This window comes from Nitrosopumilus sp. b3 (assembly GCF_014078525.1).
In the GTDB taxonomy this organism is placed as follows: Archaea; Thermoproteota; Nitrososphaeria; order Nitrososphaerales; family Nitrosopumilaceae; genus Nitrosopumilus.
This window is the reverse complement of sequence record NZ_MU078696.1, coordinates 474,045-492,639: the sequence shown is the minus strand read 5'-3', so window position 1 is coordinate 492,639 and position 18,595 is coordinate 474,045. Positions and strand designations below refer to the sequence as shown.

General features: G+C 34.4%; 20 protein-coding genes. 12 read left to right on the top strand and 8 right to left on the bottom strand.

Going from position 1 to position 18,595, the window contains the following annotated elements; genetic code table 11:
• Window positions 1–4: 4 nt before the first annotated feature.
• From C6990_RS11140 to C6990_RS11135, 3 genes are all read right to left on the bottom strand, one after another.
• Window positions 5–985: a trans-sialidase gene (locus C6990_RS11140; RefSeq protein ID WP_182130525.1), complete on the bottom strand. Its 981-nt coding sequence runs from the start codon at window positions 983–985 to the stop codon at window positions 5–7.
• A 141-nt stretch (window positions 986–1,126) separates the two neighbouring features.
• Entirely contained in the window at window positions 1,127–1,318 is a 192-nt protein-coding gene (locus C6990_RS09060) for a hypothetical protein (RefSeq protein ID WP_182130523.1), read from the bottom strand.
• Window positions 1,319–1,411: 93 nt separating this feature from the next.
• A complete protein-coding gene (locus C6990_RS11135) occupies window positions 1,412–1,666 on the bottom strand; it encodes a hypothetical protein (RefSeq protein ID WP_263858015.1) in 255 nt (84 codons plus the stop codon).
• A gap of 97 nt (window positions 1,667–1,763) precedes the next feature.
• Between C6990_RS11135 and C6990_RS09050 the strand changes: the two genes are divergently transcribed.
• Window positions 1,764–2,138, top strand: coding sequence for a hypothetical protein (locus C6990_RS09050; RefSeq protein ID WP_182130521.1), 375 nt, complete (start codon window positions 1,764–1,766; stop codon window positions 2,136–2,138).
• A 172-nt stretch (window positions 2,139–2,310) separates the two neighbouring features.
• Window positions 2,311–3,753 carry a menaquinone biosynthesis decarboxylase gene (locus C6990_RS09045; protein ID WP_182130519.1) on the top strand — a complete coding sequence of 481 codons (1,443 nt, stop codon included), beginning with the start codon at window positions 2,311–2,313 and terminating at the stop codon, window positions 3,751–3,753.
• Here C6990_RS09045 and mqnC read toward each other — a convergent pair.
• Entirely contained in the window at window positions 3,748–4,863 is a 1,116-nt protein-coding gene (gene mqnC, locus C6990_RS09040) for a cyclic dehypoxanthinyl futalosine synthase (protein ID WP_182130517.1), read from the bottom strand. The two genes, C6990_RS09045 and mqnC, sit on opposite strands and share 6 nt — an antisense overlap.
• A 145-nt stretch (window positions 4,864–5,008) precedes the next feature.
• On the opposite strand from mqnC, the gene C6990_RS09035 reads away from it, so the two are divergent.
• The 6 genes from C6990_RS09035 to aroA are packed head-to-tail and all read left to right on the top strand — an operon-like array spanning window position 5,009 to window position 10,490.
• On the top strand, window positions 5,009–5,791 hold the full coding sequence (locus C6990_RS09035) for a 2-amino-3,7-dideoxy-D-threo-hept-6-ulosonate synthase (RefSeq protein WP_182130515.1): 783 nt from the start codon (window positions 5,009–5,011) through the stop codon (window positions 5,789–5,791).
• Window positions 5,784–6,845, top strand: a complete 1,062-nt coding sequence (locus tag C6990_RS09030; RefSeq protein WP_182130513.1) for a 3-dehydroquinate synthase II domain-containing protein — start codon at window positions 5,784–5,786, stop codon at window positions 6,843–6,845. The genes C6990_RS09035 and C6990_RS09030 overlap by 8 nt, the downstream gene beginning before the upstream one ends.
• Window positions 6,842–7,510, top strand: a complete 669-nt coding sequence (gene aroD, locus C6990_RS09025) for a type I 3-dehydroquinate dehydratase (protein ID WP_182130511.1) — start codon at window positions 6,842–6,844, stop codon at window positions 7,508–7,510. The genes C6990_RS09030 and aroD overlap by 4 nt, the downstream gene beginning before the upstream one ends.
• Window positions 7,511–7,556: 46 nt before the next feature.
• On the top strand, window positions 7,557–8,378 hold the full coding sequence (gene aroE, locus C6990_RS09020) for a shikimate dehydrogenase (RefSeq protein ID WP_182130509.1): 822 nt from the start codon (window positions 7,557–7,559) through the stop codon (window positions 8,376–8,378).
• Complete coding sequence (locus tag C6990_RS09015) at window positions 8,378–9,232, top strand: shikimate kinase (protein ID WP_182130507.1); 855 nt, start codon at window positions 8,378–8,380, stop codon at window positions 9,230–9,232. The genes aroE and C6990_RS09015 overlap by 1 nt, the downstream gene beginning before the upstream one ends.
• Window positions 9,222–10,490, top strand: a complete 1,269-nt coding sequence (gene aroA / locus C6990_RS09010; protein ID WP_182130505.1) for a 3-phosphoshikimate 1-carboxyvinyltransferase — start codon at window positions 9,222–9,224, stop codon at window positions 10,488–10,490. The genes C6990_RS09015 and aroA overlap by 11 nt, the downstream gene beginning before the upstream one ends.
• Window positions 10,491–10,812: 322 nt before the next feature.
• Here the strand turns inward: aroA and C6990_RS09005 are convergent, their stop codons facing one another.
• The gene (locus tag C6990_RS09005; protein ID WP_182130503.1) at window positions 10,813–12,627 is read right to left on the bottom strand and encodes an ATP-binding protein; all 1,815 of its coding nucleotides are present in this window, start codon (window positions 12,625–12,627) and stop codon (window positions 10,813–10,815) included.
• 261 nt (window positions 12,628–12,888) lie between these two features.
• On the opposite strand from C6990_RS09005, the gene aroC reads away from it, so the two are divergent.
• From aroC to C6990_RS08985, 4 genes are read left to right on the top strand one after another with little or no spacing between them, the layout of a single operon-like run.
• Window positions 12,889–13,983, top strand: coding sequence for a chorismate synthase (aroC, locus tag C6990_RS09000; protein WP_182130501.1), 1,095 nt, complete (start codon window positions 12,889–12,891; stop codon window positions 13,981–13,983).
• Window positions 13,984–13,987: 4 nt separating this feature from the next.
• Window positions 13,988–15,358: an aminotransferase class I/II-fold pyridoxal phosphate-dependent enzyme gene (locus C6990_RS08995; protein ID WP_182130499.1), complete on the top strand. Its 1,371-nt coding sequence runs from the start codon at window positions 13,988–13,990 to the stop codon at window positions 15,356–15,358.
• On the top strand, window positions 15,355–16,206 hold the full coding sequence (locus tag C6990_RS08990) for a prephenate dehydrogenase/arogenate dehydrogenase family protein (RefSeq protein ID WP_182130497.1): 852 nt from the start codon (window positions 15,355–15,357) through the stop codon (window positions 16,204–16,206). Before C6990_RS08995 ends, C6990_RS08990 begins: the two co-directional genes overlap by 4 nt.
• A gap of 5 nt (window positions 16,207–16,211) precedes the next feature.
• Complete coding sequence (locus tag C6990_RS08985; RefSeq protein WP_182130495.1) at window positions 16,212–16,616, top strand: NUDIX domain-containing protein; 405 nt, start codon at window positions 16,212–16,214, stop codon at window positions 16,614–16,616.
• On the opposite strand, the gene thiC is transcribed toward C6990_RS08985, so the two are convergent.
• From thiC to C6990_RS08970, 3 genes are all read right to left on the bottom strand, one after another.
• Window positions 16,599–17,927 carry a phosphomethylpyrimidine synthase ThiC gene (gene thiC, locus C6990_RS08980; RefSeq protein WP_182130493.1) on the bottom strand — a complete coding sequence of 443 codons (1,329 nt, stop codon included), beginning with the start codon at window positions 17,925–17,927 and terminating at the stop codon, window positions 16,599–16,601. The two genes, C6990_RS08985 and thiC, sit on opposite strands and share 18 nt — an antisense overlap.
• 240 nt (window positions 17,928–18,167) lie before the next feature.
• Window positions 18,168–18,395, bottom strand: coding sequence for a hypothetical protein (locus C6990_RS08975; protein WP_182130491.1), 228 nt, complete (start codon window positions 18,393–18,395; stop codon window positions 18,168–18,170).
• Window positions 18,392–18,577, bottom strand: coding sequence for a hypothetical protein (locus C6990_RS08970; RefSeq protein ID WP_182130489.1), 186 nt, complete (start codon window positions 18,575–18,577; stop codon window positions 18,392–18,394). Before C6990_RS08970 ends, C6990_RS08975 begins: the two co-directional genes overlap by 4 nt.
• Between the last annotated feature and the right edge of the window lie 18 nt (window positions 18,578–18,595).

Below are 18,595 nucleotides of genomic sequence, written 5' to 3'. Positions count from 1 at the left end.
AAGATCAGAAACCTTTTGGAAGTGTGCCTCTAGATGATTTTGGTGCTTCAGGTTCTGGTTTTGCTTCAAACCCTTTTGGTAATGCACCTCCTTTTTTACTAGATGCAGATCTTGCCTCAGCTGCGGCTCTTGCTTCAGCTGCAAGTGATTCTTGATAAGCTTTCTCTTGATCAATTCTTTCTTGTTCCATTCTTTTCAAGTAATCTTGTTCATATTCTTCGAGTTGTTCTTGTCGTGATTTGCTGTCATTTCCACCAGAGCTGGTTTGTTGTGGTGGAGGTGTTTGTTGTGTTTGCCCCATTCCTTTTGGAAGTGTTCCTTTAGCTGGTTTTGGTGCTTCTGGTGGAGGTGCTTGTGTTTGTGCTTTTGCCTCAACGCCTTCAACACTCAAATTAACGCCACTAAATGATCCAAATCTTTTGTCAGCTGGATGGAATGCCATTCTTTGTCTTGTTGCAAAGTATTGGTTTGATGGTGCTGTATAACCAGTAACTGTTGCTTTTTGATCATTCCAGTTTCTTGTCGGAACTGTTCCAACAGGAGCATGTAGTCTAACAAAGTATCTGTTAGGTGCTGGAGAATAGCCTGTTACTTTTGCTCTGTAATCATGAAATGATGTCATTGGAGCAGTATAGTATGCATTCTCTAAAGCCTCTTGTACTGTTGCTGGAGGTTGTGATGTTGTTTCAGCTGGTTTTGGTGCATCCTGTGGTTTAGGAGATTCTGCTGGTTTTGCTTCCATGCCCTTTGGTAGAACACCTTTAGGTTTGGTTGTTGCAGCAGGTCTTTCAGCTGGTTTTGCTGGAGATGGTTTTGTCTCAGCTGGCTTAACTTCAGCAGGTTTTGCTGGAGCTGGCTTTGTCTCAGCTGGTTTTGGAGCAGGTTTTGCTTCAAGTTGCGTCGATAATTTAGTTAGTTTTGCTTCAAGTTCTGCGATTTTCTCTTCTAGATCTTTTTTTGTATTTGCCTTACGTTTCGCTGCCATTCCTTTCAGTAAATAGTGCATTGTTTATTTACATTTTGATCACGGACTTATTTTTCATAAAAGAAATTAGGAAAAACATAGAATAATTTGTAAAAATTTCAATGGTTTTGAGGTAGAAAGTTCTGAAGATCGTTACGAGTATCAATCAGGCTCCCAAAAATGCATGACATACATGCAGTTATTGCATCTCCATAGTTTAACATGAATCCCATTTTCGGTATCGGCGACATATTTTCCATCTTCCATCTTGGTAACTCTTGGCAAATAATTCAATTCTTCATTTTCAAGCCATTCATTTTGTTGGCAGTTAGGACAGACAATTTTTGGAGGCATGTACAATATAGAAAATGATCAAAGAAGAATATTACTATTAAAAATAGAAAATAAAGGATGTAATTGAATTAGAAACCTTTTGGAAGTGTTCCTTTAGCTGGTTTTGGTGCTTCTGGTGGAGGTGCTTGTGTTTGTGCTTGTTGCAGCAGGTCTTTCAGCTGGTTTTGCTGGAGCTGGTTTTGTCTCAGCTGGCTTAACTTCAGCAGGTTTTACTTCTGCTGGCTTTGTCTCAGCTGGTTTTGGAGCAGGTTTTGCTTCAAGTTGCGTCGATAATTTAGTTAGTTTTGCTTCTAATTCGGCAATCTTTTTTTCAAGATCTTGCTTTGTTTGCTTTTTAGCAGCTGCCATAATTTTGATGAACTAACTGGGGTTTATGTACATTTGGGTTGATTACCTCAACCAATTTTGATCAAGTTTTATATGCACTGAAAGCATAGTTGATCTAATGGACGATTTTGAGAAAGAATTTCCTGAGTTTGATTGGAAGAATATTCCAGCATACAAACATCCTGGAGGCAAAGATTGTCCATGCCCAAAGCACGAATACATTCGAGAGCAGATTAACTTTACAAAACAAGTAAACGAGAAAGGTAAAGAGCCATCAAAAGTCACACTCAAGTTTTGCCCCGATCATTACAAAGTCTACATGGAAGAGGTAATTCCTGCAATGCCACTAAAGTACAAAATTCTAACAAAGATTGCTCTAAAACTTGGAGCAATTCAAGTTGAGCAACTAAAGTACATGGAATCAGAATTATGCTTTTACTGTAAATTCGGTTCTGGCGGTCATGACAAAAAGAATGAACTTCCACCAATGTAATCATTAAAAATTACATAGAATTTTTGAACTTGAAATTATCAAAACGCACCATAGTGTTTTTCTCAAAAACCATTATGAAGATTTGCAGAATGAATTAGAATTCGCATGATGACTTTAAGAAAAATAAGATGAATCCAGTTAAGCTTATACTTGAACTAGGATCAAAGTAATTGTGGCAATAGAGGACATTCATGAGTTCATATCAGAACTAGAAAAGAATGGAGAATTAAAGAGAATAAAAACTCAAGTTGATGCAGATTTAGAGATTGCAGAAATTCTAAGAAGGGAAATGTATGCCAATGGTCCTGCAGTTCTTTTTGAAAATGTAAAGGGTTTTGAGATGCCAGTATTGGGTAATGCGTTTGGTTCAATGAAAAGATTGGAGATTGGACTAGAGATGACAGACTTTACTGAAATTGGTAAAAGAATTGCAGACATGACAAAGATGGATATTCCATCAGGATTACTAAACAAAATAAAAAAACTTCCAGAACTATCAAAGATGACATCATCATTTCCCAAAACAGAATCTAGCGGTCCAGTAACAGAGATAACATCAAGTGATGCATCTTTTGATGATTTACCAATTTTAAAATCATGGCCAAATGATGCAGGAAGATTCATCACTTTGGGATTAGTTGCAACAAAGCATCCAGAAACAGGTGTAAGAAATTTGGGTGTTTACAGAATGCAAGTTATTGATAAAACTCATGCATCAATGCACTGGCAGAAACATAAACGAGGAGCTAATCACGGAGAAATTTCAAAAGAAAAAGGAGAAAAAATTCCAGTGGCAATTATTTTTGGAGGAGATCCTGCAACAATATTTTCATCCATTGCACCAGTTCCAGAAGGACTTGACAAGTATCTGTTTGCAGGAATTACAAGAAAGGAAGGTATCAAAACTGTAAAATGTAAAACAATTGATCTAGATGTTCCAGCAAATGCAGAGATTGTTTTAGAAGGATACGTTGATCCTGCAGACATTAGAGATGAAGGACCATTTGGTGATCATACAGGATACTACACACCAGTTGAACCATATCCAACATTTACACTAACTGGAATTATGAGAAGAAAAAATCCAATTTATGTTACAACAGTGGTGGGCAAACCAATTCTAGAGGATGCATATATTGGCAAAGTAATCGAAAGATCATTTTTACCTTTGATACAAATGTTCCATCCAGAAGTTGTAGACTTTAGCATGCCTGCAGCTGGCTGGTTCCAAGGATTTGCAATTATTTCAATCAAAAAGAGATACCCAGGCCAAGCAAAGAAAGTGATGATGGGATTATGGGGAATGGGGCAGTTGTCACTAACAAAGATGTTCGTTGTAGTAGATGAGGACATTAACGTTCATGATATCAATGATGTGATTTGGGCAATTACTACAAGAGCAGATGCTGCAAGAGATACAACAATTATCAACAACACACCAACTGATACTCTAGATCCAGCATCACCTCTTGTCAATCTAGGATCAAAGATGGGGATTGATGCAACACAGAAAACCAAAGAAGAAGGGTATGAAAGAGAGATTCAACAACCAGTTAAAGTTGATGAAAAGACAAAAGATCTAGTAGATTCCAAATGGTCTGATTACGGGCTATAGTGTCACAGGATTGTAGAAATTATCTCGCTCTTCAACTTCGTAACCAATTTGATGTATTGCATCCATGATTATTTTATCAGTAAGCTCAGTTGAGCGTGCACCAGTGCATGAAACTACTTCTTCTCCAATTAGTGTACCACCAAAGTCATCAGCACCATATTGCAATGCAAGTTGTGCCATACCAACTCCATTTGTTAGCCATGAAGATTGAATGTGGGGAATTAATCCATCAAGCACGAGTCTTGAGATTGCAATCATTTTCAAGAGTTGAATTCCACCAGTACCATATTCTACAAGACCTTCTTCGTGCATCAAAGTATTATTTGGCTCAAAATTCCATGGAATAAATGCCATAAAGCCATTAGTTTTTTCTTGTAGTTTTACAATTTTGTAAAAGTGCTCAACAATGTCGCTTTTGTTTTCTACATGTCCATACATCATTGTAGCTGAAGCTGGAATTCCAAGTGAGTGTGCCTCATCCATGATTCTAATCCAATCATCACTGGAAATTTTCTTTGGACTGATGATTTCTTTAACTGAATCAGTTAAGATTTCAGCACCAGCTCCTGGGATTGATTGTAATCCCGCATCTTTTAGTCTAGACAAGATTTCTTTAGTAGAGGATTTTTCAACTCTTGCAATCATGTCAATTTCAGATGTAGATAATCCATGAACGCCAACTGTTGGGAATTTCTCTCTAATCATTCGAAATGCATCTTCATAATATTCAATCTTCAAATTCGGATTATGGCCACCCTGAATCAAAACTTGGCGGATCTTAAACATATCAAAAGAAGTTTTGACTCTGGTTTCAATTTCGTCAAGTGTTAGAGTGTACGAATCTTCAGCCCCCGGTGATCTATAAAATGCACAAAATTTACAATCAGTAATACAGACATTAGTGTAATTCAAAATTATATTATTTACAAAAGAGGCCTTTTTGCCAAATTGTTTTCTTGTGAGGTGGCCAGCAGTAAGACCCATCAAATGAACATCATCAGACTCTAAGAGTCTCAAACAGTCCTCAGGTCCAGGGCGTTGACCGTTTAGAGAATTTTCTAAAATATCTTTAATATCACTTTTTTGAATTTGTTCAGTAGTCTGACTCAATTGTTGTGTATCCTTTCCATTTTCTATTTAATCCTTGATAGAAATAATGAATACACCTAATGAGGGATTTGTGCTCAATTCAAAAAAAATACCAGATTTATGAGTCACGTTATTTTTAAGTAGGGCACAAAAAGCAGATCAACGCATGGTATCAGGCAATCAAATCAGATTAAACAGAATTCTTCGAAAAGGAAGAATGTTATGTATTCCAATGGATCATGGAATTTCAAATGGACCAATTGAGGGTCTTGAAGATCCAGTATCTACAATTTACAAATGTGAGGGGCATGGACTTACTAGTGTAATTATTAACAAAGGAATTCTCAAAGCATTACCAAAACCAACCAAAGTTGGAGTTTTAGTTCATTTTTCTAGCAGCACATCATTGTCATTATCACCAAACCGAAAAATGCTTACTGGAACTGTAAAGGAGGCAGTTGCAATGGGGGCTGATGGAGTTTCACTACATATCAACATTGGAGGTAAAGAAGAGCCAGAGATGTTAGAACAGTTAGGAATGACTGCAGATCAATGTCATAAATGGGGAATGCCACTTTTAGCAATGATGTATCCAAGAGGAGAAAATATCAAAGACCCACATGATCCTGAAATTGTAGGACATGTTGCAAGAATTGGAGCAGAATGTGGTGCAGACATCGTAAAGACACTATACACTGGCGATATTGACTCATTTGCAAAAATTGTAAAAAGTACTCCAGTACCAATTGTAATTGCAGGTGGGCCAAAAGCAAAAACAGATTTAGATATTCTTCAAATGACTGAAGATGCCATGACTGCAGGAGCTAAAGGAGTCACATATGGCAGAAACATCTTTGCACATAAAGCACCTGAAAAAATAGTAGAAGCATTAGCTGACATAATTTTTAGAAAAGTAACTGCAAAGGAAGCAATGAAGAAAATTGAGTAAAAATAGAGAATTAATTATTTCACCCAAAGTCTCACAAACACAGTTAGCTAAGTTCCTCCCACAGTTAGAATCTGAAGGAATCAAAATGTTGTATATTGACCCAAAGAAATTAGGAAAGAAAAAAACAAAAATTAAAACAGTTTATCCATCTAGCTCATCAAACTTTGTAGTTCTTGAAAAAGAAGGGGCAGTAAAACCAAAAGGCAAGAAAGTGGGAATGAAGTTTCAAGTATTATCAAATTCAGACATTGAACATATTCTAACTGTTGCAAAGAAGGGGTTGGACTTTGTCATTGTAGAGGTAAAAGATTGGAAAATAATTCCTTTAGAAAACATCATAGCAAAACTCCACAAAATTCACACACAAATTTTTGCAATTGCAAAAACTCCTGAGGAAGTAAGAAAAATGTTCTCAATTTTAGAAGTTGGTGTAGACGGAGTAATTTTCAATACAGATTCAATTAATGAAGTAAGAGAAGCAATGCTATACCTAGGAACAAGAAGTTTTGATATGGAGCCTGCAAAAATTATTGAGATCAAAGAGGTAGGAGATGGTGAACGAGTTTGTGTAGATACTGCATCAATGCTTCACAAAGGGGAAGGCATGTTAATCGGAAGCAGATCAAACTTTTTGTTTCTTGTCCATAATGAATCAGTAGGATCATCATTTACATCCCCCAGACCATTTAGAGTAAACGCAGGTGCAGTTCACTGTTACACATTATCACCTGATGGAACAACAAACTATCTTTCAGAAGTCGAGACAGGTTCTGAAGTTTTAATTCTAAATTCAAAAGGAAAAGCAAGAAGAGCAACTGTAGGAAGATCCAAAATAGAAAGAAGACCAATGTTGATGATCAAAGCTTCTGCAGGGGGAGAAATAGGAGGAATAATAGCTCAAGATGCTGAAACAATTAGATTTGTAAAACCAAACGGGCAACTAGTCTCAGTAACACATCTTAAAAAAGGAGATACCGTTATGGTGCATTCAAAGCCTGCAACTGGCAGACACTTTGGAATGGAAGTATCCGATGAATATATTCTAGAAAAATGAAATACAAAACTTGTGTGTCAATTGCAGAAAAAACACCAAATAAAATTAAACAGACATTAAAAATTGCACTAAAAAAGTCAGATTTTGTTGAAGTGAGATTAGATTTTTTAAAAATTGAGCAAATACCAGAATCATTAGAATTAATCAAAAAAGACTTGAGTAGAATTGTATGTACACTTAGACCAAAAACAGAAGGAGGAAAATTTTCTGGAAATGAAAAAGAAAGAATTGCAATTCTCAAACTTATTGCAGAATATAATCCATTTTTGTTAGATGTGGAGTATAATACATTAAGAAAAAATTCAGGGTTGGCAAAATATCTCAAATCAACAAAAACAAAACTACTTGTTTCATGGCATGACTTTAAAAAAACTCCAAAATCTTCAGAGTTAAAAAAGAGAATTGATCAAATGTACAAGTTTTCAAAGCATGTCAAAATTGTAAGTACAGCAAATTCAACAGATGATGCAACTAGAATGCTAGAGTTGTATAGTAAAAAAGGGAAAAATAATTTGATATCATTTGCAATGGGAGACATGGGAAGAATTTCAAGGATTTTGTGCCTATATTTGGGCAGCCCATACACGTACGTCTCTTTAGGAAAAGCAGTAGCACCAGGTCAATTTAGTGTAGATGAGGTAAAAAAAATTACGAATCTAAAATAATTATCAATTGAGAGTTTAAATCAATCATACAAGTGAGAAAAATAAGATGGGAAAATCATTTGCAGTAATAGGAGATCCAATTGATCATTCATTATCTCCAAATATCCATAGCGCCGCATTTAGAGAATTAAATTTAGATTCATCATACATTGCATATAGAATTCCAACTGATGAATTAGAAGTAGGCATTGAGGGGCTCAAAAAAATAAAGATTGATGGATTCAATGTCACCATTCCCCACAAAGTAGAGATGATGAAGTATCTCGATAAAATGGATGAATCTTGTAGTTTGATTGGAGCAGTAAATACTGTTACAAACAAAGACGGAGTTCTAAAAGGTTACAATACAGACATGGATGGTTTTCTAGAGCCATTTAAGAAAAAAAAGTTAATCATAGAAAACAAAAAAGTTCTTCTTCTGGGTGCAGGAGGTGCAGCAAGAGCAATAGTTGCAGGATTTGCAAAAGAAAAAGCCAAATCCATTACAATTGCAAACAGAACTTTACAAAACGCAATCAATCTATCAGAATTTGCAAAGAAGATAGGGCTTGATGCAAATGCAATAAAGATTCAAGATGTCAAGGAATCCGCAAAAGATTACGACATCATAGTAAATGCAACTTCAGTGGGACTAAAAAATGAGCAGAGTCCAATTTCTCTAGAGGGCATCAGCGATAAAACAATAGTTTATGATATCGTATACATGCCAATGAATACAGATTTTATAAAAAAAGCAAAGGCAAAAAATGCAGTAATAATTTTTGGTTATGAAATGTTACTAGGTCAAGCCGTTAGAGCCTTTGAGATATGGAATGAGATGGAAGCACCTTATAATGCCATGAAAAAAGCATTGTTAGGAGGATTTTGATGGCAAAAGCAAAGGCTACAGTCCATGGAGCAATATCACTAGTCAACGCGATTGCAAATCAAAAAGGTGCAACTTTAGGAATAGAGTTAACAGTAGAGGCAACAATTGAGACAAGTCCAGGTAAAGGAATTATCATAGAATCAGATAATAAAACTCTCAGTTCCAGATTAATCAACAAAACAATTGAGAAGATAGTCTCAAAGAAGGATTTAGAGCAAAATAAAATTTCAGTTAGACTAGATTCAGAAATCCCAACAGGATATGGACTAAAGAGTTCAAGTGCAATTTCATCTGCAGTTGCACTTGCATGTGCAAAGTTATTCAAACGTAAATTTACGGATCAACAGATTTTGCTTGCAGGAGTTGATGCATCAATTGAATCCAAAGTCAGCATTACTGGAGCATATGATGATGCTTGCTCATGCTACTATGGAGGATTTAATGTCACGGATAATGCAAAGAAAAAAAGAATACATTTTGAAAAAGGGCCTACAAATTTGATTGCAGTGATATTTATTCCAAAAAATAGAAAACGAGGTAATTTGAAAAATCTCAAAGTGCTATCAACAGTTTTTGAAAATGCTTGGGAATTGGCAAGAAAATCAAATTATTGGGAAGCAATGATAATCAACGGTTTAGCAACAGCTTCAATTCTTAATTCTGATCCTAAAATCATTACAAGTTTGATTGAAAAAGGGGCAATTGCAGCTTCAGTTTCAGGAAATGGTCCTGCAATTGCAGCTGTTGTAAAAAAGGAAAATGAATCAAATATTAAAAAAATATTCTCTGCTCTGGAAGGAAGAGTGATTGTTTCTAAAGTGAATAACAAAAAGGCTGAAGTTCATGAAGTGTAAGGTTGAAAAGTCAAAAATTTCGGGGCAAATAATTTGTCCTGCAAACAAGAGTTATACCCATAGAGCTATCTTTCTTGCATCACTTGCTGGAAATAATAGTAAAGTGGAGAATATTTTACGTTCAGCAGATACTGCTGCAACCATAGAAGCATGTAAGAAATTTGGGGCAGAAATGGAAATTGGGAATTCATCAATAATGGTAAAAAATCCCATAAAATTTGATAAAATTGTGCCTGAAATCAATACCGAAAATTCAGGAACAACTATTCGAATTGCATCGGGGATTGCCAGTCTATTTACAGAAGAGATAACATTAACAGGAGATTCTAGTTTGCAAAAAAGACCGATGCAGCCATTACTTGATGCATTATCAAGTATTGGTGCACAATGTAGTTCAACTGATGGAAAACCACCAATCAAAATCAAAGGAAAGATTTCGGGAGGAGATGTAAAGATTCCAGGGAATTTTTCTAGTCAATTTATTTCAGCATTATTAATCAGTGCACCACTAACAGAAAAAGGGATTAATCTTACAATTGAAGGGAATCTAGTATCAAAACCATATCTTGATGCAACAATAGCTACAATGAGAAAGTTTGGGGTAGTTGTTCAAACATTAATTCCATACAAAAGATATAACATTACACCACAAAAATACAAAGAGACAACATTTACTGTCCCAATTGATTTTTCAAGTCTTGCACTACTTCTTTCATCAACTGTTCTAAATGGAGATGAGATAACAATTAAAGGAAATATAGGAAATTTGCCACAGGGTGACGAGGTGTTCATAGACATTCTAGAACAATTGGGAGTTTCTGTTATGATTAATGAAGAAGAAATCAAAATCAAATCACCTGAAAAATTAACTGGAGGAAAATTTGATTTGAGTAATTCTCCAGATCTTCTACCACCACTTGCAATCTTAGCACTAAAATCATCAGCACCAATTGAAATAGTTAATGTAAAGCATGCAAGACTAAAAGAGACAGATAGGATTGCAATAATAGCAAGAGAACTTGTCAAACTAGGAATTAAAATTCAAGAAAAAGACGATGGATTGATCTTAGAGTCGTCAGAAAATTTGAAAGGAGCAGTACTAAATTCCGAAAATGATCATAGATTATTCATGTCTTTTTGTATTGCTGGAATGTATATAGGTAATTGCACAATATCAGATCCAGAGTCAGTAGATGTATCATTTCCAAATTTCATAGAAGAAATGAATCGCCTTGGTGGAAAAATTCAAGTAAATTAAAAGTAATTTCAAAAAATCAAGTAAAATGAATAAAAGGCGCGACCCTGTATAGGGTGAAAAGCATTCTCCTCACCCGCAACGCTTTTGCGAAGATAACATGTCTTTTTCGCAGGGCCGCGCAAATTATGGTTTATAATTTACACGTTTTTCCATATTATGTGTATGTAATTATTATATTTAAGAATATATTATAATTATTTCAATAAATATATGATAATTATGTAATTTTTATTCACACTCACTTTGAGCAAAAAACATAGAAAATTATGAAGAAACCCCAGTAAGGAAAATCAATTTTGCAAAATTAGAGTGAATCTTTTGATCAGGGATTTTTAGGAAGAATTATGGTAAATGTTGTTGGCGGAGAAGTTACAGAAATAGTGCCATGATGACCTTGGACAATAGAAGCTACACTTGCCAAGCCAAGTCCAGTTCCTTGTTGTTTTGTAGTAAAAAGAGGTTCAAAAATATTTTCTTTTAGATCAGTAGGAATTCCTTTTCCCGAATCTTGAACTGAAATTACAACCTCATTTACAGTGTCTTCACAGTTTATTTTTATTTCACCTTTTCCATCAATGGCCTGAATTCCATTAATAATTAGATTCGTAAGAGCTACTGCTAGTCGTTTTTTATCACAATAAAATTCAAAATCATTTTTTGAAATATCAAAATAAATTGAATTTGGAAGATTAATTGAATCTAATGCATCAGCAATTATTTCAGACATGTTTGTTTTTTCAATTTGCATAGGTTCGTTTCTTATGTATCCTAAAACATCTTCAATTTGATGAGATATTCTATTTATTGCACGTTCAACTCTATCAAAATGTTTTTGATCAATCTTTGTATCTTTGGACATTAATTTTAGATTTTCAAGAGATACTTGAATAATGGAAAGAGGGTTTCGAATATCATGGGCCAATCTTGCAGATAGCTCACCAATAGTGACAAGTTTTTCTTGTTTTAACAATTTCTGTTGGAGTTTAATTCGTGGTGTGATGTCTGTTCGAATTTCAATAAAATGATGAATGGTATTTCCATCATAAATGACAGGAGTAATCACGGTTTTACCCCAATGAAAAGAGCCATCTTTTGATCTGTTTTTGATTTCACCGCTCCAGGTATCACCAGATTTGAGAGTGTTCCACATACTTTTAAAAAATGAAGGAGGATGGTATCCAGAGTTCACAATTTTGTGAGTTTTACCAATCAATTCATCTCTAGAGAATTTTGAGATTTTACAATATTGTTCATTGACAAAAGTAATTACACCGTCAGGATTAGTAATGGTGACACTTGCAGAATTATCCAATGCCCTTCTAAAATTTTCAAGTTCTTGTACAGATGATTTAACGGTATTGCCCATTTCGATAATGTCATTTCTAAGGCTGTCAAACTCATTTTTTGAATGAGTAGAGATAATATCGTATTGTCTTTTAGAAATTTGTGTAGTTAATTGTTTCAATGATCCTACTTGTTTTGATATATCATATGAAACAATTATGACAATAGAGATAGATGCTAATCCTAAAAGGATATTGATGATTAAAGTTGAAGTTGTTATTTTGCCAGAGATATCACGGATAGAATTTTGTTCCAGTTCTTTTCCAGTATTTTCCACGGCATAATTTTTATCCAATATATTTTGAAAATCTTCATTTATCAATCTTAAATCTTGAATTAACGTTACAGATTCTTCTTTGTTTTCAGAGTCAACAACACCAATTATTGCATTTGACGTTAAGATAAAATCATCAAAGATTTTTTCATAGTGGTCGACATAATTATTCATCATGTTTTTCATGTTATCATCAGCTAAATCATTACCCAACGAATTTTTTGCATTTGCTAAAGTCTCATAATCACTAACGTGATTCAGAAAGATAGTTTGTTCTTCAAAATAAGCATCCTTTGTGGCATCGTTTGGAAAAATAGTGTAATAAAGCAAATAATTATTCATGTTGTTAAATGAAGTTTCAATGTCTCCCAGCATTGTTAATGCAGGAATGCTCATGGAATTGTGATATTCAGCAACAGAATTGATCTCAAAAGACAAGTAAGAACTGTATGACTCACCTGTAACAAAAATTCCAATTATTATTACTAGTCCAAGAGCTAATTTTGTACGAATCTTCAATTTACAGTTATTTGGAATGGATTAACTGTCATTGTTAAACATTTTTCAATAAATTAAAAAAATCAAATTGCATCAATTCATGAACATAATGACTCTATTTTTTAAAATGTAAAATTCAATCACATACTTTCAAGCATAATTTTAACAAAGACAAATGAGAGGACATCTTAAAAATATGATTTTTCATGCCTGACTTCCTACCTAAAATCAGTAATTTGTTTTGGATTACCGTTATAAGCATCATTTAACTTTAGTAGATTATTGTCGGGAAGTTCAATCGGTCAGCGTCTAATTTTAACAAGTTTTGGTGAAAGCCATGGAAAAGCTATAGGTGCAGTGTTAGATGGTTGCCCTGCAGGTCTAGAAATAGATAAAAAAGAGATTCAGAAGATGTTAGACCTGAGAAAGCCCGGTCAAAACATCATATCAACACAAAGAAAGGAAGGGGATGTTGTAGAAATTGTTTCAGGGGTTTTTAGAGGATTTACAACTGGAGCTCCAATTACCATGTTAATTTGGAATAGTGATCAAAAATCAAAAGATTATGAAAATTTAAAGACAAAACTAAGACCTGGACATTCAGATTATCCTGCCATGGTAAAATATAATCATTTTAATGATCATAGAGGAGGAGGCAGATTCTCTGGAAGACTTACTGCTACACATGTTATGGGCGGAGCAATTGCAAGAAAATTACTTAAAGTTACACTAGGAATTGAAACTAATTCATTTACATCACAAATTGGAAAAATTAAGATGGATAAAGATTTCAATGAAAAAATGATATCGTCAATTTATAAAAATGAAGTAAGATGTCCAGAAAATAAAACTGCAAAAATTATGAGAGAAAGTATCCTAAATGCACGTAAAAAAGGAGATTCTCTTGGTGGGATTATTGAATCAGTTACCACAAATGTTCCAGTAGGATTGGGCGAACCAATCTTTAGTTCATTAGAATCAGATTTGAGTAAAGCGATTTTTTCAATCCCATCAGTAAAAGGAATTGAATTTGGTTCAGGGTTTAGAGGTTCAGAGATGCACGGCTCTGAAAATAATGACTTGTATACAATGAAGAGAGGAAAGATAGTTACAAAGACAAACAACTCTGGAGGAATTCTTGGCGGAATCTCAAATGGGATGCCAATAACTATGAGAATAGCATTCAAGCCAGCTTCATCAATTGCACAAAAACAAAGTACTGTTGATATCAAGACGAAAAAAGAAGGCATTCTGCAAGTAAAAGGAAGACACGATCCATGCGTAGTTCCACGAGCCCCACCAGTAGTGGATTCACTAGTTGCATTGACCATAGCAGATCATGCACTTCTTGCAGGGGAAATCAAGCCTGTTTTGTAAGAAAATGTCAGATATCAATGATCTTCGAAATAGGATGGATGAAGTTACACTTGAAATGATTAGGTTATTGAAAACCAGAACAGATATTGCAAAAGAAATCGGCGAAGTGAAAAAAAATATTGGAAAAGGTGTTACAGATGAAGTCAGAGAAGATAATTTACGCAGAAAAGTAATTTCATTATGTGATGAAATTGGACTAGACGAATCAATTGCAACAAAATTTTTCAATTTCCTGTTAAATGAATCAATAAAGGTGCAATCAATCAATAAACAAACACATCTTTCAATATTTTTAAAAGCAAAGTCAATGGAGCAACAAGGTAAAAAAATTATCCACATGGAAGTAGGAGAGCCAGATTTTTTGCCACCATCAATTGTTAAAAAAGCATTAGAAGATGTTTTTGACAAAGGATTTTTAAAATATGGTCAAGCAAGAGGAATGCCAGTTTTCAGAGAAGCACTTGCAAAATATGCTTCTAATAAATTCAGTGCAGATGTAACTGAGGACAACATCATAGTTAGTCCAGGTGCCAGATTTTCAATATTTGCTGCAATTTCTACACTTCTTAATCCTGGTGATGAAATGATAGTAATAGAACCTGCATGGCCAGCTTACAAAGATTGTGCACTTAATGCGGGAATAAAAGTAAGAACCATCAGTACTACTCTAGAGCAAAAATGGGAGCCATCATTAGAGCAGATCAAAGATACAATAAATTCAAACACAAAGATGATCGTGTTAAATTATCCAAATAATCCAACAGGCAAAATACTTTCTGAAAAACTTCAAGATGCGATTGTAGAAGTGGCCAAACAAAATGATTTGTATGTACTTAGTGATGAAATCTATTCCCAATATGCAAAATCTAGCTGGAAAAGCATTCTATCATATAATTATAAGAAAAGCATTGTTACTCAGTCATTTTCAAAATCTCATGCCATGACAGGATTTAGAATTGGGTATGCCATCGCAGATACTGAAATTATTGAAAAAATGGCAAAATTAGAGGCATTATGCCTGACAAATGTCTCTGAACCCATCCAATACATTGCCATGAAAGCCCTAGAAGCAGACACATCCAACAATACTAATACGGTTCAAAATAGACTAGATATGTTGACTGAAAAAGCATCTAAGATGGGACTAGATTTTGTAGTTCCAGATGGTGCAATGTACATTTTTGCCAGAATTAATCAGAACGGATTTGATGGTATTCAATTTGCCAATTCTAGTCTTGACAAAGGACTTGCCATAGCACCAGGTGAAGGATTTGGTAATTACAAGAATTTCATCAGAATTTCTGCATGTCAAGACGAGAAAACACTAATTGAGGGAATGAATATACTGAGTAACATCATGAGTGAAGAGAAATGAAGAAGATTACAGTAGTCGGTGCTGGAGGTCAAATGGGGCAATGGTTTGCCAAATATTTTGCAGAGAGAGGTTTTGAAGTAACAGGATATGATTCAGAAAATAAAATTGCAGGGAAAAATATTATTTCATCAGATTCTCTAGTAGGTTCAATTCTAAAGGCAGATTATGTAGTATTATGCACACCAACAAGAAGAACACCAGAAATTATTAGACTAATAGCAAAAGAGATGAAGAGGGGAACCTATCTCATAGAAATATCATCTGAAAAATCCAAAGTAGTTTCATCATTATCAAAAATGCCAGATAAAATTAATCCAATATGCATTCATCCAATGTTTGGTCCTGGAACAAAAACTATCAAAGGTCAAAACATAATTTCAGTCCCAATTAAAGATGCTAAAAAAGAACTTACAGTTACAAAAACACTATTTGAAGGTGCAAACTTTGTAACAATTGATGCTGCAGAACATGATAAAAAAATTGCAGTTATTTTAGGACTAACCCATTTGATGAACTTAGTTTTTGCAAACATTATTTCAAAAGATGAAAAAATGAATCTCACAGAAAAAATGTCTGGCACCACATTTAGAGTTCAAAAAACACTAGCAGAAAGTATCATGACAGAATCCCCAGAATTGATTGAAACAATTATTGCTAATCCAGAAATCAGAAGAGTTGCAGAAGAGCTTTGGAAGGACATTGGCAGGTTACTTACTGCAGTACAAGAGTCAAAGACTGAAGAGGTAATCACATACATCAAAGAATGTCAAGAGAGACTAGCCAAGCACACTGATGTTGCTGAATCATACAAAAGAATGACAAAAATGGTAAAAGCAGTTGAAAAATAGCAGGCATGCGTTCAACAAAAATTGTCACGTCGTTTATTAGAAATAATGACAAATTATTGCTTTTAAAAAGAAGTGATAAAGTAAAATCAATGAAAGGGCTCTGGGCAGGAGTTAGTGGAATCATAGAAAATAATGAAGAGCCATTAAAAAGAGCAAAGATAGAAATTTTTGAAGAAGTTGGAATTGCAGAAGATAAAATAAAACTTGTAAAATCAGCAGAGGGAATGAAAGTTCATTCCCCGCAATATGAAAATCATGAATGGGAGATATACCCATTTTTGTTTGAGGCAGAAAATCCAACAGTCAAACTAAACTGGGAAAATTCTCAGTATGAATGGATAAACATAGAAGAATTAGAAAAGTATGAAACAGTCCCTAGTCTTCAAAAAGTATTATTCAATTTGTTGTAAGTTATCGTTTTCTTTTTCGTATTTTTTTTGTTGTGGCAACATCATGTAAACACAAGCACCACCACACATAGTACAAGGAACATTATTTCCAGGATGTTGTCCTGTTCTACTGTGAATTTTAGCTGCTTCCTCTGGATCTATTGATAACGCAAGTTGTTTTTCCCAGTCCAAAGTACGTCTTGCTTCAGTCATTTCCATATCCCATTTGATAACTTTGTCACGAATTTTCACAAGATCACCTGCATGAGCTGCAATTCTGTATGCAATCAATCCTGCTTTTACCTCATCAGCATTTGGTAATGCCAAATGTTCAGAAGGAGTAAGATAACATAAAAGATCCACTCCTTCGCTTGCTGAAACTGCAGCTCCTATAGCACTTGCAATATGATCATGACCAGATGCAATATCAGTTACTAAGGGACCAAGAACATAATATGGCACATCACCGATTAGGGATTTTGCCAATCGTACATTAGCTGCAACCTCATTTAATGGAACGTGACCAGGGCCTTCCACCATAACTTGTATGTCTTGTTCATGGGCACGTTTAGTTAATTGAGAGATATTGATCATCTCTTGAACTTGTAATTCATCATGAGAATCCAAGATTGAGCCTGGCCTAAGGGCATCACCGAGGCTAAATGTTACATCATATTTTTTTGCAATCTCAATCAAATAATCATAGTGAGTCAAATAGGGATTTTCTTTATCATGTTTTAACATCCATGCAGCGGTAATTGTGCCACCCTTACTTACAACACCACCATATCTCTGAACCTTGAGAATTCTTTTTGCAATATCTTTTGTAATTCCACAATGAATTGTAGTGTAATCAACTCCATCTTTTGCATTATTCTCAAATGCATTTAGGTAATCGTCTTCTGTTAAATTCAAAGGGTTTTTGTGAACTTCGACACCATAATTATAAGCCTCATAAATTGGAACTGTTCCAAAAGTAATGGGTGCAGAATCCATTAGTGTTTGTCGTATCATTTTAACATCACCACCATCACTAAGATCCATCATGGTGTCAGCATGATATTTTACTGCAACTTTTGCTTTTTCAATTTCTTCATCTAGGTTGACATTTAGAGTGGAGGTTCCAATGTTTACATTTACTTTAGTTTTAAGACCCTTGCCTATTCCCACATTGTGAATTTTTTGTGGTCGTACATTGTTACTTGGTATTATTATCGAGCCACGAGCAATTTTTGGGATAAGCCATTCTAATGATACATCTTCATCTTTTGCAACTTGTTTCATTTCATCGGTTGCGACACCCCGTCTAGCAGAAGTCATCTGTGTTGCCATAACACAATCTATGTTGTTGCCTGATTTAAACAGTATTGAAAAATTAAAAAAAATCTGATCGCATCAGAATTGTTTGACACTATATTAAGAAAATAGATCGATCTTAAATGCAATTATGTCGTATTAGATTGGTATGAGAGCAATCAAAGAATGCAGGCATTGTGGAAGGGAATTTTATAGTTTAAAAGATGATTTTTGTTCTTTTGATTGTGTAACCCAATCTTCATCATAATTTTCAAATTAGTCTATATTCAATTCTTTTTGTAGTGTAAGTTTTTCAGATTTTATTCTAAAAATTCTATCCATTATAGGTGTGATAATGTGTTCAGAATCATCAGAGTTTGTAAAATTTTCTTTTATCTCTTTTATCCTTTGAGATAATTCAATTTCAGCAGATATCAGAGAGATATATTTTCTTAGTTTTTGATTTTCAGATTTTATGGATTCAATCTCAGAGACACCTGTCATCGTGGAGGACTCCAACTTTCTTCAACGTCTTCATTATTTGTAGACACAAGTAACTGCTTACCACATTTAAAACACTGCCAAAGGAATTTTCTATCTTTTTTTGTTTGGTATTGCATTGGAAGTAAACACGTTGTACATCGTAACTCTTTTGGTGTGTCATCGACAATTGGAATTTTAGTCATTAGTGTGTAGAAAGTTAT

Coding starts and splice junctions, on each gene's coding strand:
- C6990_RS11140 (WP_182130525.1), bottom strand. CDS start 985: ATGGCAGCGAAACGTAAGGCAAATACAAAAAAAGATCTAGAAGAGAAA.
- C6990_RS09060 (WP_182130523.1), bottom strand. CDS start 1,318: ATGCCTCCAAAAATTGTCTGTCCTAACTGCCAACAAAATGAATGGCTT.
- C6990_RS11135 (WP_263858015.1), bottom strand. CDS start 1,666: ATGGCAGCTGCTAAAAAGCAAACAAAGCAAGATCTTGAAAAAAAGATT.
- C6990_RS09050 (WP_182130521.1), top strand. CDS start 1,764: ATGGACGATTTTGAGAAAGAATTTCCTGAGTTTGATTGGAAGAATATT.
- C6990_RS09035 (WP_182130515.1), top strand. CDS start 5,009: ATGGTATCAGGCAATCAAATCAGATTAAACAGAATTCTTCGAAAAGGA.
- aroD (WP_182130511.1), top strand. CDS start 6,842: ATGAAATACAAAACTTGTGTGTCAATTGCAGAAAAAACACCAAATAAA.
- aroE (WP_182130509.1), top strand. CDS start 7,557: ATGGGAAAATCATTTGCAGTAATAGGAGATCCAATTGATCATTCATTA.
- C6990_RS09015 (WP_182130507.1), top strand. CDS start 8,378: ATGGCAAAAGCAAAGGCTACAGTCCATGGAGCAATATCACTAGTCAAC.
- aroA (WP_182130505.1), top strand. CDS start 9,222: ATGAAGTGTAAGGTTGAAAAGTCAAAAATTTCGGGGCAAATAATTTGT.
- C6990_RS08995 (WP_182130499.1), top strand. CDS start 13,988: ATGTCAGATATCAATGATCTTCGAAATAGGATGGATGAAGTTACACTT.
- C6990_RS08990 (WP_182130497.1), top strand. CDS start 15,355: ATGAAGAAGATTACAGTAGTCGGTGCTGGAGGTCAAATGGGGCAATGG.
- C6990_RS08985 (WP_182130495.1), top strand. CDS start 16,212: ATGCGTTCAACAAAAATTGTCACGTCGTTTATTAGAAATAATGACAAA.
- thiC (WP_182130493.1), bottom strand. CDS start 17,927: ATGGCAACACAGATGACTTCTGCTAGACGGGGTGTCGCAACCGATGAA.
- C6990_RS08975 (WP_182130491.1), bottom strand. CDS start 18,395: ATGACAGGTGTCTCTGAGATTGAATCCATAAAATCTGAAAATCAAAAA.
- C6990_RS08970 (WP_182130489.1), bottom strand. CDS start 18,577: ATGACTAAAATTCCAATTGTCGATGACACACCAAAAGAGTTACGATGT.